The 13,645-nt window shown below is 73.7% G+C and carries 12 protein-coding genes; 7 read left to right on the top strand and 5 right to left on the bottom strand.

What is annotated here, in order from left to right:
• Positions 1-191: 191 nt before the first annotated feature.
• Positions 192-1,571 carry a DNA repair protein RadA gene (gene radA, locus CK485_RS08575; RefSeq protein ID WP_109448710.1) on the bottom strand — a complete coding sequence of 460 codons (1,380 nt, stop codon included), beginning with the start codon at positions 1,569-1,571 and terminating at the stop codon, positions 192-194.
• A gap of 189 nt (positions 1,572-1,760) precedes the next feature.
• Between radA and CK485_RS08570 the strand changes: the two genes are divergently transcribed.
• Positions 1,761-3,347, top strand: a complete 1,587-nt coding sequence (locus tag CK485_RS08570) for a sigma-70 family RNA polymerase sigma factor (RefSeq protein WP_241968231.1) — start codon at positions 1,761-1,763, stop codon at positions 3,345-3,347.
• Positions 3,348-3,357: 10 nt separating this feature from the next.
• Here the strand turns inward: CK485_RS08570 and CK485_RS08565 are convergent, their stop codons facing one another.
• Positions 3,358-4,137, bottom strand: a complete 780-nt coding sequence (locus tag CK485_RS08565) for a hypothetical protein (protein WP_109448706.1) — start codon at positions 4,135-4,137, stop codon at positions 3,358-3,360.
• Between the two features lie 93 nt (positions 4,138-4,230).
• On the opposite strand from CK485_RS08565, the gene CK485_RS08560 reads away from it, so the two are divergent.
• The 4 genes from CK485_RS08560 (at position 4,231) to CK485_RS08545 (ending at position 8,886) form a co-directional block, all read left to right on the top strand.
• Positions 4,231-5,157 (top strand): Ppx/GppA phosphatase family protein, encoded by a 927-nt coding sequence (locus tag CK485_RS08560; RefSeq protein WP_109448704.1) that lies wholly within the window; start codon positions 4,231-4,233, stop codon positions 5,155-5,157.
• A gap of 405 nt (positions 5,158-5,562) precedes the next feature.
• Positions 5,563-6,426, top strand: coding sequence for a sugar phosphate isomerase/epimerase (locus CK485_RS08555; protein ID WP_241968230.1), 864 nt, complete (start codon positions 5,563-5,565; stop codon positions 6,424-6,426).
• Between the two features lie 125 nt (positions 6,427-6,551).
• The gene (ilvD, locus tag CK485_RS08550) at positions 6,552-8,393 is read left to right on the top strand and encodes a dihydroxy-acid dehydratase (protein WP_109448700.1); all 1,842 of its coding nucleotides are present in this window, start codon (positions 6,552-6,554) and stop codon (positions 8,391-8,393) included.
• Positions 8,394-8,403: 10 nt separating this feature from the next.
• A complete protein-coding gene (locus CK485_RS08545; protein ID WP_109448698.1) occupies positions 8,404-8,886 on the top strand; it encodes a hypothetical protein in 483 nt (160 codons plus the stop codon).
• A 30-nt stretch (positions 8,887-8,916) separates the two neighbouring features.
• Here the strand turns inward: CK485_RS08545 and CK485_RS08540 are convergent, their stop codons facing one another.
• Positions 8,917-9,564, bottom strand: a complete 648-nt coding sequence (locus CK485_RS08540) for a response regulator transcription factor (RefSeq protein WP_109448696.1) — start codon at positions 9,562-9,564, stop codon at positions 8,917-8,919.
• A complete protein-coding gene (locus tag CK485_RS08535; protein WP_241968229.1) occupies positions 9,528-11,036 on the bottom strand; it encodes a histidine kinase in 1,509 nt (502 codons plus the stop codon). The genes CK485_RS08540 and CK485_RS08535 overlap by 37 nt, the downstream gene beginning before the upstream one ends.
• A gap of 199 nt (positions 11,037-11,235) precedes the next feature.
• On the opposite strand from CK485_RS08535, the gene proC reads away from it, so the two are divergent.
• The gene (gene proC / locus CK485_RS08530) at positions 11,236-12,045 is read left to right on the top strand and encodes a pyrroline-5-carboxylate reductase (protein ID WP_109448694.1); all 810 of its coding nucleotides are present in this window, start codon (positions 11,236-11,238) and stop codon (positions 12,043-12,045) included.
• A gap of 137 nt (positions 12,046-12,182) precedes the next feature.
• Here proC and trpS read toward each other — a convergent pair whose 3' ends face one another.
• Positions 12,183-13,181, bottom strand: a complete 999-nt coding sequence (gene trpS, locus CK485_RS08525) for a tryptophan--tRNA ligase (protein ID WP_109448692.1) — start codon at positions 13,179-13,181, stop codon at positions 12,183-12,185.
• A gap of 235 nt (positions 13,182-13,416) precedes the next feature.
• On the opposite strand from trpS, the gene CK485_RS29240 reads away from it, so the two are divergent.
• Positions 13,417-13,645, top strand: a 229-nt coding sequence (locus CK485_RS29240; protein WP_206749853.1) for a hypothetical protein, incomplete at its 3' end; no start/stop codon positions are given.

Below are 13,645 nucleotides of genomic sequence, written 5' to 3'. Positions count from 1 at the left end.
CCCGGCGCACGGGCGAGACCGGGGCAAAGTCTACCGGGGGGCGCACGAGGGGCGCGGGCTTCACCCGCACCGGGCATGGCCCGCGGGAACGGGGGGAAGGGCGCGACGGTGTACTTACGCCTCCGGTGCCGCCGAGAGTCTCGGGGCCGGTGCGGCGGGTGACCGCACGGGTGGGCGGCGGGGCGGTCGCCTCAGCCGCGCCGAGGGAGAACCCGCAGCGCCTCGCCCACGTCCGCGACCTCCGTGACCTTCATGCCCGCGGGGACCTTCCCCGGGTCCTGCGGCACCAGCGCGTGCGTGAAGCCCAGCCGGGCCGCCTCCGCCAGGCGCCGTTGCACGCCCGTCACCCGGCGCACCTCGCCGGCCAGCCCGACCTCCCCGATCGCCACCAGGTTCTTCGGCAGCGGCGTGTCGCTCGCCGCGCTGGCCAGCGCCAGCGCCACCGCGAGGTCCGCGGCCGGTTCCGACAGCCGCACGCCGCCGACCGTCGCGCTGTAGATGTCGCACTTGCCGATCTGGTGGATGCGCCCGCGCTGCTCAAGCACCGCCAGCATCATCGACACCCGGGAGGTCTCCAGGCCCGAGGTGGTACGCCGCGGCGAGGGGATCTGCGACGCCACGGTGAGCGCCTGCACCTCGGCGACCAGCGGCCTGCGCCCCTCCAGGGTGACCGTCAGACAGGTGCCGGGCACCGGCTCGTCGCGCCGGGTCAGGAAGAGCCCGCTGGGGTCGGCCAGGCCCGTGATGCCCTCGTCGTGCAGTTCGAAGCAGCCGACCTCGTCGGTCGCCCCGTAGCGGTTCTTCACGCCGCGGATCAGCCGCAGGCGCGCGTGCCGGTCGCCCTCGAAGTGCAGGACGACGTCGACCAGGTGCTCCAGCAGCCTCGGGCCCGCGATCGCGCCGTCCTTGGTGACGTGACCGACCAGGATGGTCGACATCCCGCGCTCCTTCGACGCCCTGATCAGCGCCCCCGCCACCTCCCGCACCTGCGCCATCCCGCCCGGCGCCCCGTCGATCTCCGGCGACGCGACCGTCTGCACCGAGTCCAGCACCAGCAGCGCTGGCTTGACGTCGTCCAAGTGCCCCAGCACGGCGGACAGGTCGGTCTCCGCCGCCAGGTAGAGGTGGTCGTTGATCGCGCCGATGCGGTCGGCCCGCAGCCGCACCTGCCCGGCCGACTCCTCGCCCGTGACGTACAGCGTGCGCGCCGACTCGCCCGCCGCCTTGGCCGCCACGTCCAGCAGCAGCGTGGACTTGCCGACCCCCGGCTCACCGGCGAGCAGCACGACCGCGCCGGGCACCAGGCCGCCGCCGAGCACCCGGTCCAGCTCGGGCACGCCCGTGCCACGCGCGGTGGCCCGGCGGCCGTCGACCTGGCCGATGGGGCGCGCGGGCGCGGTCACCCGGCCCGGCGCGGTGGTGCGGACGGCGGGCGCGCCGCCGTACTCCTCGACGGTGCCCCACGCCTGGCACTCGCCGCACCGGCCCAGCCACTTGACGGTGGTCCAGCCGCACTCGGTGCAGCGGTAGGACGGTCGGTCCTTCGAAGCGGTACGCGTACGGGCAGCCATGGGTGTCACCGTAGCGGTGGGGTACGACAGCGCCCCGCGCTTCGGTGCGCCCCCGCTGCGCCCGGCTCCCCGCGTCACCCACACGAATCGCTCAACTGTCCCCTTTAGGGGGTGAAGTCCACCCGAAAGCGTTAAAGCTCTCCTCCAGGGGTAGGAGGGGGCGCGCCCTCCGCCTACCGTCGGCCAGTGATGAGCAGGTCTGAGCACTCCCCGTCGCACCACCCCATCACCGGCGCACACCGGGCGGTCCCGCGTGTGCCCCGGCGCACGACCGCGGGCGCGCTCCCCGACCATCCGCCCACGCAGGACGAGCCGTACCTCGACGGGCTGTTCACCTACTGCCTGTCCGTACTGTGCGAGCACGAGGCCGCCGTCGCCGCGCTCGGCGACACCCTGGCCCTCGCCGAACGCGCCCGCGGCCGCCTGCGCGACCCGCGCCTGCGCCGCGCCTGGCTGTACGCGCTCGCCCGCTGGGTCTGCCTGCGCCGCCTCGCCCGCCGCCGCCCCGCGCCCCGCCCCGGCCCGGCGGAGCCGGAACCGGACCCTTCCGCCGGGACGGCGTCCCGGTACCGCGCCGAACTGGCCGCGCTGGCCTGGCCGGAGGCCGCGGGCACCACCCCCGAGCAACGCGAGGCCATCGAACTCGCGGTACGCCACCAGCTCACCGAATCGGAGATCGCCGCCGTCCTGGGCACCGACCCGGACGGCGCCCGCTCCCTGGTCTCCCGCGCCGCCTGCGAGATCGAACGCACCCGCACGGCGCTGGCGGTGGCCGAACTCGGCCGCTGCCCCTCGGTCGCCCGGATCGCCGGCGACACCCGCGTCCTGCTGGGCAACGCCCTGCGCAGCGACCTGGTCCGCCACGTCGACGAGTGCCCGGTCTGCCGCAACACCGCGGAACGCGCCGACGCGGCGGGACCCTGGCCCGGCACCGCCACCCCGGCGGTCCTCGGCATCGTCGAGGCGCCACGCCAGGCCGCGTACACCGCGATGCTGCGCTCCCAGCGGGCGATCCGGGCAGGCGTGCGCGATCCACGGGGCGGCGCCCCCCTGGTACCGCACTTCGACCGCAGGGGCTTTCCGCTGGACGACAAGGAGCGGGCCGCCCGGCGCGCCCTGATCCGGCACCGCGCGGTCACCACGACCGTGGTCGCCGCCGTGGTGGCCGCGCCCGCGCTCACCCTGTGGGCCGCCTACCGCCACGCGCCGCACACCGGCGAGGGCCAGGAAGCCAACCCGGTCTCGGCCACCGAGTCCGACGGCAAGGACGACTTCGGCCGCGACCGCACCGGCGGCGCACCGGCCACCGCTCCCGGCCACTCCGCCGCGGCCCCGAGCGCGTCACCGTCCCGTTCCGCGAGCGGGACGCCCTCGCCCTCGCGGGCCTCCGCTTCGCCCTCGGCCCGGGCGGGCACGCCGACGCAGGCCGGCCCCGGCTGGATCACGGTGGCCGCGCAGCCGCAGGGCGACGACACCGTCATCACGGTCACCGACGAGGGCGGCTCGCCGGTGCGCTGGACGGCCACGACCCACGCCTCCTGGCTCCAGCTCAGCGAGACCGCGGGCGAACTGGGCCCGGGACAGAGCGTCACGATCACCGTCGCCGTCGACCACGACAGCGAACCGGCGGGCGCCTGGCGCGGCCGCATCGTCTTCGAGCCGTCCGGTTCCGCCGTGACCATCGAGGGCCAGGGAGCGACCCCGACGCCCACCGGCACGCCCACGCCGACCCCCACCCCGACGCCGACGGCCACCCCGGTGCCGTCGGCGTCGTGAGCGCCCCGCGTCACGCGGTGGGCGTCACCGGGTCCGCCGGGTGCGGCGCCATCGGCAGCTCCGCGGCGAGCCGGGCCTCGCACAGCTCCACCAGCCGCTCGTACGCGGGCGCCCCCATCAGCTCGATCAGCTCGGGCCGGTAGGAGACGTAGACCGGATCGCTCGCGCCGTGCGCGGACAGGGCGTTCGTGCACCACCAGTGCAGGTCGTGACCGCCCGGGCCCCAGCCGCGCCGGTCGTACTCACCGATGGAGACCACCAGCACCCGGGTGTCGTCCGGCCGGTCCACCCAGTCGAAGGTGCGCCGGATCGGCAGCTGCCAGCACACGTCCGGCTTGGTCTCCAGCGGCTCGCGGCCCTCCCGCAGCGCCAGGGTGTGCAGCGCGCAGCCCGAGCCGGCCGGGAAGCCGGGCCGGTTGAGGAAGACGCAGGCGCCGTCCACCCGCCGGGTCTGCCGGTCGCCGTCCTCGTTGACCTCCACCCAGCCGTCCGGTCCGGTCCCGGTCGCGTGGTACTGCCACAGCTGCGGGGTGAGCCGCGCCGCGTGCTTGGCCACCCGCTCCTCGTCCTCCTCGTCGGAGAAGTGCGCGCCGAGCGTGCAGCACCCGTCGGAGGCCCGGCCCGCCTCGATGCCCTGGCAGCCGCGGCCGAACACACAGTTCCAGCGCGAGGTCAGCCAGGTCAGATCGCAGCGGAAGACCTGTTCGTCGTCGGCCGGATCGGGAAACTCCACCCACGCCCGCGCGAAGTCGAGCCCGACCTCGTCGGCCACCGTCTCGCGGTGCTTCATCTTGGACTTCGCCTTTGCCGCTTTTGCCACGCAGCCCAGGGTAGGTCCTGGGTGCCGTCATCGCGGGGCACGGATCGCGCTAGCGTCTTGCCCATGCGACTCGGAGTGCTCGACGTGGGATCCAACACCGTTCACCTGCTGGTGGTGGACGCTCACCCGGGCGCGCGTCCGCTGCCCGCCTACTCGCACAAGGCGGAGCTGCGACTGGCGGAACTGCTCGACGCGGACGGCGCGATCCGCGAGGACGGCGTGGAGCGCCTGGTGGCCCACATCGCCGAGGCCCGCCAGGTCGCCGAGGACAAGGGCGTCGAGGAGGTCCTGCCGTTCGCGACCTCCGCGATACGCGAGGCGCCCAACGGCGAACGGGTGCTGGCCCGCGTCGCCGACGAGACCGGCACCGCGCTGACCGTGCTGTCGGGCGAGGACGAGGCCCGGCTGACCTTCCTGGCCGCCCGCCGCTGGTTCGGCTGGTCGGCGGGCCGGCTGCTGGTGCTGGACATCGGCGGCGGCTCGCTGGAGGTCGCCTACGGGATGGACGAGGACCCGGACGCGGCGATCTCGCTGCCGCTGGGCGCCGGCCGCCTCACCGCCTCCGCGCTGCCCGGCGACCCACCGGGCCCGGAGGACGTACGGGCGCTGCGCAAGCACGTACGGGCCGAAATCGCCCGCACCGTCGCGGAGTTCGCCCGCCTGGGCACGCCCGACCACGTCGTCGGCACGTCGAAGACCTTCAAGCAGCTGGCACGCATCGCGGGCGCGGCGCGCTCGGCGGAAGGCGTGTACGTACCGCGCCACCTGGGCCGGACGGCGCTGGAGGAGTGGGTGCCGCGGCTGTCGGGAATGACCACGAGGGAACGCGCGACGCTGCCCGGCGTCTCCCCGGGCCGCGCGGGCCAGCTGCTGGCGGGAGCGCTGGTGGCGGAGGCGGCGATGGACCTGTTCGGCGTGGACGAACTGGAGATCTGCCCGTGGGCCCTGCGCGAGGGGGTCATCCTGCGCAGGCTGGACCACATGGGGTGAGCGGCCTTGCCGCGGAGTGTTGCGTCTGCGCCGCTGCGCGGCTTGAGGGGCGGAGGCGGGGTGCCCACGGTGCTGCGCACCTGCCTTTGGTCCCCGGTCGCTGCGCGACCGGCGAGACTGAGGGGAACCGGTCCGCTTCGCGACCCGGGGGGACATAGGGGTTCCGGATCAGTTGCCTCACCGTTGTCTCCGACAAGTATCTAGCGGTGACAACTCCTTGCCGGAGACAAGGGGGAAGCAACTAATCCGCGAACCCTCCGCCCTCCCCGGCGCCAAACGCCTTCCGTGAGCCACCCCAGTCGCGCAGCGACCGGGCATCAAAGGCAGGCGCGCAGCACGGCCCCCGGGCCGAAATCGCGTGACGTCCCCGCCGTCCCCTCACGCCAGGGCCGTACGCTGTTGCCCGTGACCGACCCAGGAGACGACCCCCAGGCGTACGGCGTGCCCCGCGGGCGCGCCGTGTCCGTTCCGGAGGCCAAGGTCGCGCTGTCCACCGCCTCCGTCTACCCGGAGTCGACGGCGACCGCCTTCGAGATCGCCGCGCGTCTCGGCTACGACGGCGTCGAGGTCATGGTGTGGACCGACCCCGTCAGCCAGGACGTGGAGGCGCTGCGACGCCTGTCCGACTACCACGGCGTGCCCGTCCTCGCGGTGCACGCCCCCTGCCTGCTGATCACCCAGCGGGTGTGGTCCACCGACCCGTGGACCAAGCTGCAGCGCGCCCGCACCGCCGCCGAGCGGCTCGGCGCCTCGACCGTCGTGGTCCACCCGCCGTTCCGCTGGCAGCGCAGCTACGCGCGCGACTTCGTGCGCGGCGTGTGGCGGATGGCGGACGAGACCGACGTGCGGTTCGCGGTGGAGAACATGTACCCGTGGCGCTACCGCGACCGCGAGATGCTCGCGTACGCGCCCGACTGGGACCCCACCACCGAGGACTTCCGCCACTTCACCGTCGACCTGTCGCACACCGCCACCGCCCGCAACGACGCGCTGGAGATGGTCGGCCGCATGGGCGACCGCCTCGCCCACGTGCACCTCGCCGACGGCAACGGGTCGGCCAAGGACGAGCACCTGGTGCCGGGCCGCGGTACGCAGCCGTGCGCCGCGCTGCTGGAGCGGCTGGCCGCCTCCGGCTTCACCGGGCACGTGGTGGTCGAGGTCAACACCCGCCGTTCGCTGTCCGCCGCCGAACGCGAGGCCGACCTCGCAGAGGCGCTCGCCTTCACCCGCCTCCACCTCGCCTCCGCCGCCCAGGTCGGCCGCCGCTGACCGAGGACTGAACGCCGCGTCCGTCATTCGGACAGCGCGTCCAGATCTTGGGCGTCAGGCGTACCCTCGGAAGGATCTGGACCGCGCCGCGAGGCGTGGCGGGACGTCGAAGGAGTGGAGCAACCGTGCCCGAGCTGAGGTCACGTACGGTCACCCACGGCCGCAACATGGCGGGAGCGCGCGCCCTTCTGCGCGCCGCCGGAGTCGAGCGCGAGGACTTCGGCAAGCCGATCATCGCGGTCGCCAACAGCTTCACCGAGTTCGTACCCGGCCACACCCACCTCCAGCCCGTCGGCCGCATCGTCTCCGAGGCGATCAAGCGCGCCGGCGGCATCCCGCGCGAGTTCAACACCATCGCCGTCGACGACGGCATCGCCATGGGCCACGGCGGCATGCTCTACAGCCTGCCCTCCCGCGACCTGATCGCCGACTCCGTCGAGTACATGGTCGAGGCGCACTGCGCCGACGCGCTGATCTGCATCTCCAACTGCGACAAGATCACGCCCGGCATGCTGATGGCCGCGCTGCGCCTGAACATCCCCACCGTCTTCGTCTCCGGCGGCCCCATGGAGGCCGGCAAGGCGGTCCTGGTGGACGGCACCGTGCGCACCGGCCTCGACCTGATCTCCGCCATGTCCGACGCGGTCTCGGAGACCGTCAGCGACGAGGACCTCGCCCGCGTCGAGGAGGCCGCCTGCCCCACCTGCGGCTCCTGTTCCGGCATGTTCACCGCCAACTCGATGAACTGCCTGGTCGAGGCGCTTGGCCTGGCCCTGCCCGGCAACGGCTCGGTGCTCGCCACCCACACCGCCCGCAAGGACCTCTACGAGGACGCCGGCCGCACGGTCGTGGAGATCACCAAGCGCTACCACGACCAGGACGACGCCACCGTCCTGCCGCGCGCCACCGCCAACCGCGCCGCGTTCGAGAACGCCATGGCCATGGACATCGCCATGGGCGGCTCGACCAACACCATCCTCCACCTGCTGGCCGCCGCCCGTGAGGCCGCGCTCGACTTCACCATGGACGACATCGACCAGCTCTCGCGCGGCGTGCCGTGCCTGTGCAAGGTCGCGCCCAACGGCTCGTACCACATGGAGGACGTGCACCGCGCCGGCGGCATCCCCGCCATCCTCGGCGAACTGCACCGAGCCGGACTGCTCAACGAGGACGTGCACGCGGTGCACTCCGCCTCGCTCGCCGACTGGCTCAAGCAGTGGGACGTGCGCGGCGGCTCCCCGTCGCCCCGGGCCGTCGAGATGTTCCACGCCGCCCCCGGCTGCGTGCGCTCGTCCACCGCGTTCTCCCAGTCCGAGCGCTGGGAGTCGCTCGACACCGACGCCGAGCACGGCTGCGTCCGCGACCTGGCGCACGCCTACTCGGCCGACGGCGGCCTCGCGGTGCTCAAGGGCAACCTCGCCTTCGACGGCTGCGTGGTCAAGACCGCCGGTGTCGACGAGTCGATCCTGGTCTTCGAGGGCCCGGCCGTGGTCGTGGAGTCCCAGGAACAGGCGGTCGAGGCGATCCTCGGCAAGCGGGTCGCGGAGGGCGACGTGGTCGTCGTCCGCTACGAGGGCCCCAAGGGCGGCCCCGGCATGCAGGAGATGCTCTACCCGACCGCATTCCTCAAGGGCCGCGGCCTCGGCAAGGCCTGCGCGCTGATCACCGACGGCCGCTTCTCCGGCGGCACCTCGGGCCTGTCCATCGGCCACGTCTCCCCGGAGGCGGCGGCGGGCGGCACCATCGCGCTGGTCCAGGACGGCGACCGGATCCGCATCGACATCCCCGGCCGCACCATCGAGGTCCTGGTCCCGCAGAAGGAACTGGACGCCCGGCGCGCGGCCCTGGGCGGCGTCTACGCGCCGAAGGCCCGCGACCGCAAGGTCTCCGCCGCGCTGCGCGCCTACGCGGCGATGGCCACCAGCGCCGACAAGGGGGCCGTGCGCGACGTCGACGCGCTCGGGTGACAATCGCGGGGTGAGCGAGACACCAGCAGCACAGCACGACGAAGCCCCGGCCCCCGAACCCCTGCGGTTCTTCGGCACGACCTGGGTCGACCACGACGGCGGCTACGCGGCGCGGCGCGCCGGTCTCGGGACCGGCGCGCTGGTCGCCGCCGCGGCCGGCGCGTTCTTGATCCGCTTCGCGTACCAGGGCTTCGACGACGCGAACGTCGGCGGCTTCGTCGAGCTGCTGTTCGTCGTCGCCGTCGCCGTCTGCACCGCGCTGGCCTTCGGCCAGACCTGGAGCGGCTTCCAGCGCAGGTCGCAGTCGAGCCGGGCGGACAGCAGGGGCCTGCTGTTCATCGGCTTCATCGGCATCCTGGTCGCCTACGCCCTGCGCTGCCTGACCGAGGCCCCCGGGGAGGGCCTGCACCGCGCCGAGTACGAGGCCGCCCGCACCGCGTACGAGCGCAAGGCCAAGGCCCGGCGCGCGAACGGCAAACGCAAGCGCAAGTAGCGCGGGAAAGCGCGCCCGCGGCGGCCGGGCTCAGCTGCCGTTGAGGTACGCCAGCACCGCCAGCACCCGGCGGTTGTCGTCGTCCGAGGCGGCCAGGCCCAGCTTGGTGAAGATGCTCGTGGTGTGCTTGCCCACCGCCCCCTCGCTGATGAACAGCCGCTGCGCCACCGCCGCGTTGGAGCGCCCCTCCGCCATCAGCTCCAGCACCTCCCGCTCGCGCGGCGTCAGCGCCGCCAGCGGCTCGTCGCGCGAGTTGCTGGCCATCAGCTTGGCGATCACGTCAGGGTCCATCGCCGTACCGCCCGCCGCCACCCGCCGCACCGCGTCGGTGAACTGCTCCGCGTTGAACACCCGGTCCTTGAGCAGGTAGCCCACCCCGCCGCTGCCGTCCGCCAGCAACTCGCGCGCGTACAACTGCTCCACGTGCTGCGACAGCACCAGCACCGGCAGCCCCGGGACCTGCCGCCGCGCCGCCAGCGCCGCCTGCAACCCCTCGTCGGTGAAGGTCGGCGGCAGGCGGACGTCCACCACCGCGACGTCCGGCCGCGACTCCACCAGCGCCCGCTGCAACTCCGGCCCGCTCTCCACCGCCGCCGCGATCTCGAAGCCGTGGGCCTCCAGCAGCCGGATCAGGCCTTCCCTCAGCAGGTAGAGGTCCTCCGCGAGGACAACGCGCACGGCAACTCCAAGGTCACGATGGTCGGGCCGCCCCGCGGACTGCTCAGGGCGAGTACGCCGTCGAACGTACCGAGCCGCCGCTCGATCCCGCGCAGCCCGGTGCCCGGGCCGGACCGGTGGTCCGCGCCGCCCCGTCCGTCGTCGGTCACCTGGACCCGCAGCGCGTCACCGGTGTGGTGCAGGTCGATCCAGACCCGGCCGGCCCCCGAGTGCCGGGCCGCGTTGGTCAGCAGCTCGCTCACCGCGAAGTACACCGCCGACTCCACCGGCGGCTCGGCCCGCCCCGGCAGGTCCTCCGCCACCTCCACCGTCAGCGGGCTGTCCAGCGCCAGCGCCTTGATCGCGTCCGCCAGACCGCGTTCCGCCAGGACCGGCGGATGGATGCCGCGCACCAGACCGCGCAGCTCCCGCAACGCGTTCGCCGACGCCTCACGCGACTGCGCCAGCAGTTCCCTGGCCGCCGCCGGGTCGGTCTCCATCAACTGCTCGACCGTGCCCAGGTTCAGGCCCATCGCCACCAGCCGCGCCTGGACCCCGTCGTGCAGATCGCGTTCGATGCGCCGCAGCTCCGCCGCCTGGGTGTCCACCGCGTCCGCGCGGGTCTCGGTGAGCCGCTGCACCCGCTGCTCCAGCGCGGCGTTGCGCGGCGGCTCCAGCAGCGCCACCGACCAGCGCCGGTACGCGGCCACGCACCCCGGCGCGATCAGCCAGCCGGAGACGAACAGCGCCGCCAGCATCACGTGCCCCGGCCCGCTGATCACCCGCAGCTGGCCCAGCGCCCCGACCAGCAGGCACAGCGTCGGCACCAGCGCCACCAGCCCCAGCAGCGGCGCACACGCCAGCCACCTCAGATCGCGCCAGCTCGCCGGATCACCGAAAAGCCGCCAGAACTCCACCTCCCAGGGGGACCGCTCCTTGCGCTCGATCCGGTCCCCGTAGCGGAACTTCCCGCCCGGCAGGCGCTCCCCGGTCATGGCCGGGAGGTACGCCTCCGGCACCTCACGCCCGAAGACCTCAGCCAGCAACCGCCGCTGCCGCCGCGCGAACCACCGCGTCGTGCGCAGCGCCGGAGGCCCGACGAACGGCAGGCAGACCGTCAGCGCGATCCCCGCCACCGCGACGACCAGTCCGAAGACGGTGCTGAGCGACCGGCCGGACAACCGCAGGCCCAGGGCCACCGCCCTGCGGCGCTCGACGGCCCGCTCGTGCCGCTGGGCCCGCCGCAGCTCGTACCGCTCCCGGCGGTGCTCGGTGCGTTCCCGGTGGCGTTCGCGCCGCTCGCGCACCCGCTCCCGGTGGACCTCCTGGTGCCGGCGCCACTGCTCGCGCCTCTCGCGCACCATCTCGTCGTGCACGGCCATCTGCTCGCGGTGGTGCTCCTCGTGCCACTCCCGCAACTGCGAACGCCACCCGTCCCCGCCGGCTCCGCCCCGGCCATCGCGGTACGGCCCGTGACCCCGTCGTTCCCTCATGCCAGCAGTCTCGGTCAGCCGGGCCCTTCGGGGCACTGCCCGCAGCGCCCCGATCGGGGTGGGGGTAGGCCCACCCCCGGCGGGGGCCCTCGCCCGCCCGCGCCGTGAGACGCCCGTACGCCGCACCCCGCGCCGGTGCGAGGATGACCGCAGCACGGCAGATACGCGTAACCCCCGCAAGGCTGAGGTGAGCCGCTCCATGACCCAGAAAGTCGCCGTCCTTGGCACCGGCAAGATCGGTGAGGCGCTGCTGTCCGGCATGATCCGCGCGGGCTGGGCGCCCGGCGAACTCCTGGTCACCACCCGCCGCGCCGACCGCGCCGCCGCACTGCGCGAACGCTACGGCGTCGCCTGCGTCACCAACGCCGAGGCCGCCAAGACCGCCGACACCCTGATCCTCGCCGTCAAACCGCAGGACATGTCCGCCCTCCTGGACGAGCTGGCCCCGCACGTCCCGGCCGACCGCCTGGTGATCTCCGCCGCGGCGGGCGTGCCCACCGCGTTCTTCGAGGAACGCCTCGCCGAGGGCACCCCGGTGGTCCGCGTCATGCCCAACACCCCGGTCCTGGTCGACGAGGGCATGTCCGTCATCTCGGCCGGCAGCCACGCCACCGAGGAGCACCTGCGGCGCGCCGAGGAGATCTTCAACCCGGTCGGCAAGACGCTGCGCGTCCCGGAGAAGCACCAGGACGCGGCCACCGCGCTGTCCGGCTCCGGCCCGGCGTACTTCTACTACCTGGTCGAAGCCATGACGGACGCCGGCATCCTGCTCGGCCTGCCGCGTTCCCAGGCGCACGACCTGATCGTGCAGTCCGCCATAGGGGCCGCCGTGATGCTCCGCGACAGCGGTGAACACCCCGTCAAGCTGCGCGAGGCGGTCACCTCCCCGGCGGGCACCACGATCAGCGCCATCCGCGAACTGGAGAGCCACGGGGTACGGGCGGCCCTGCTCGCCGCCCTGGAAGCCGCCCGCGACCGCAGCCGCGAACTGGCCGAGGGCAAGAGCTGAGGCAGGCCGCGCGGGCGGGCGGGGACGCGTTCGCCGGAGGCGAGGGGGCGCGGGCTGGCGAGCGAGGCGGGCGCGGACGGGGGCGGAGGGGGCGCGCCCGCACGCCCCCTCCGCCCCGCTCTCCTCCCACTCCCGTCTCACTCCCGGCCCAGCAGCCCCACCGCCGCGTACGCCGCGTCCACCGTGGGCCGGGCCAGCGCCCGAGCGCGTTCCGCCCCCTCGCGCAGCACGTCCGCCACGACCTCCGGCTGGGCGCAAAGCTCGGCGTGCCGTTCGCGCACCGGCCGCAGCGCCTCCACGACCGCCTCGGCGGTGTCCTTCTTCAACGCGCCGTAGCTGTCGTAGTCCTGCGCGAGCCGCTCCGGGTCGCCGTCGGTGCAGGCGGCGAGGATGTCCAGCAGGTTGGAGACGCCGGGCCGCTCCTCGCGGTCGTAGCCCACCTCGTTGCCGCTGTCGGTCACCGCGCGCATGACCTTCCTGCGGATCGCCTCCGGCTCGTCCAGCAGGTAGATGATCCCGGCGGTCGCGGCGTGCGACTTGCCCATCTTCGACGTCGGGTCCTGAAGGTCCATCACCCGCGCCGCCACCGGCGGACGCGTCGCCCGCGGCACCGTGAAGGTGTGCCCGTACCGCTGGTTGAAGCGCACGGCCAGGTCCCGGGTCAGCTCGACGTGCTGCGTCTGGTCCTCGCCGACCGGGACCTCGTCCGCCTGGTACGCCAGGATGTCCGCCGCCATCAGCGCGGGATACGTCAGCAGCGACAGGCGCACACCGCGCCCGCGCGCCCGTTCCTGCGCCTCCTTCTCCTTGTACTGGATCATGCGCCGCATCTCGCCGTCGCTCGCGGTGCACTCCATGAGGTACGCGAGCCGGGTGTGCTCGTCGACGTGGCTCTGGACGAACAGCGTGCAGACCCGTGGGTCCAGCCCGGCCGCCAGCATGAGCGTCGCCGCCTGCCGGCTCAGCCGGCGTACCCGCCCAGGGTCGTGGTCGACGGTCAGGGCGTGCAGGTCGACCACGCTGAACAGGGCGTCAGCGGCGTGCTGGTCGACCTGGACCCACCGGCGCAGGGCGCCCAGGTAGTTGCCCAGGGTCAGGTGGCCGGTGGGCTTGATACCGCTGAAGATGCGCGTCATCTCGTCTGTCTCCCGACGGTTCGGGGCCGCTGCCCGCGGTGGCCGCCGTCTGGGTGGAGATACGCGAACGGCCGCCGAGGCGGCGGCCGTTGGATCGCATGCGCTGGAGGGCGGCCGCCGTCAGGCGGCCCACCACTGCTGCGTGAGCGCGTGCGAAGTCATGCCGGCAGCATAGCCCACACCCCGGCGTGGCGTGGTTTGAACGCGCCAGACCCGCTGGTGTAGAGTCGAACAGTTGCCACGCCCCGAGAGGGGCAAACGGCAGCCACTCCTGCCGCCCGGCGGCACACCACTACTGCACGGCCTCCCCAACGGGATGTATTTCGGCTTGCCCGGAATCGCATTCGACCGGCTCGATTATGAGTCGGCGGGGAAATCCGCTAAAGTAGTGGACACGCCGGAAGGCGCGAAACAAAATCCCGCCGGCGGGAATCGGGTCCGAAAAGATCTGATAAGCTGGAGAA

Origin of the sequence: Streptomyces sp. ICBB 8177, assembly GCF_003144095.1 — a bacterium.
In the GTDB taxonomy this organism is placed as follows: domain Bacteria; phylum Actinomycetota; class Actinomycetes; order Streptomycetales; family Streptomycetaceae; genus Streptantibioticus_D.
Note: the sequence above shows the minus strand (reverse complement) of the source record. Positions and strands in the feature narration are given on the sequence as shown.

What these genes read in the sequence shown, in the direction of transcription:
- proC (WP_109448694.1), top strand. Translation starts at nt 11,236, where the DNA reads ATGACCCAGAAAGTCGCCGTCCTTGGCACCGGCAAGATCGGTGAGGCG.
- CK485_RS08535 (WP_241968229.1), bottom strand. Translation starts at nt 11,036, where the DNA reads ATGAGGGAACGACGGGGTCACGGGCCGTACCGCGATGGCCGGGGCGGA.
- CK485_RS08570 (WP_241968231.1), top strand. Translation starts at nt 1,761, where the DNA reads ATGAGCAGGTCTGAGCACTCCCCGTCGCACCACCCCATCACCGGCGCA.
- CK485_RS08560 (WP_109448704.1), top strand. Translation starts at nt 4,231, where the DNA reads ATGCGACTCGGAGTGCTCGACGTGGGATCCAACACCGTTCACCTGCTG.
- radA (WP_109448710.1), bottom strand. Translation starts at nt 1,571, where the DNA reads ATGGCTGCCCGTACGCGTACCGCTTCGAAGGACCGACCGTCCTACCGC.
- trpS (WP_109448692.1), bottom strand. Translation starts at nt 13,181, where the DNA reads ATGACGCGCATCTTCAGCGGTATCAAGCCCACCGGCCACCTGACCCTG.
- CK485_RS08565 (WP_109448706.1), bottom strand. Translation starts at nt 4,137, where the DNA reads ATGAAGCACCGCGAGACGGTGGCCGACGAGGTCGGGCTCGACTTCGCG.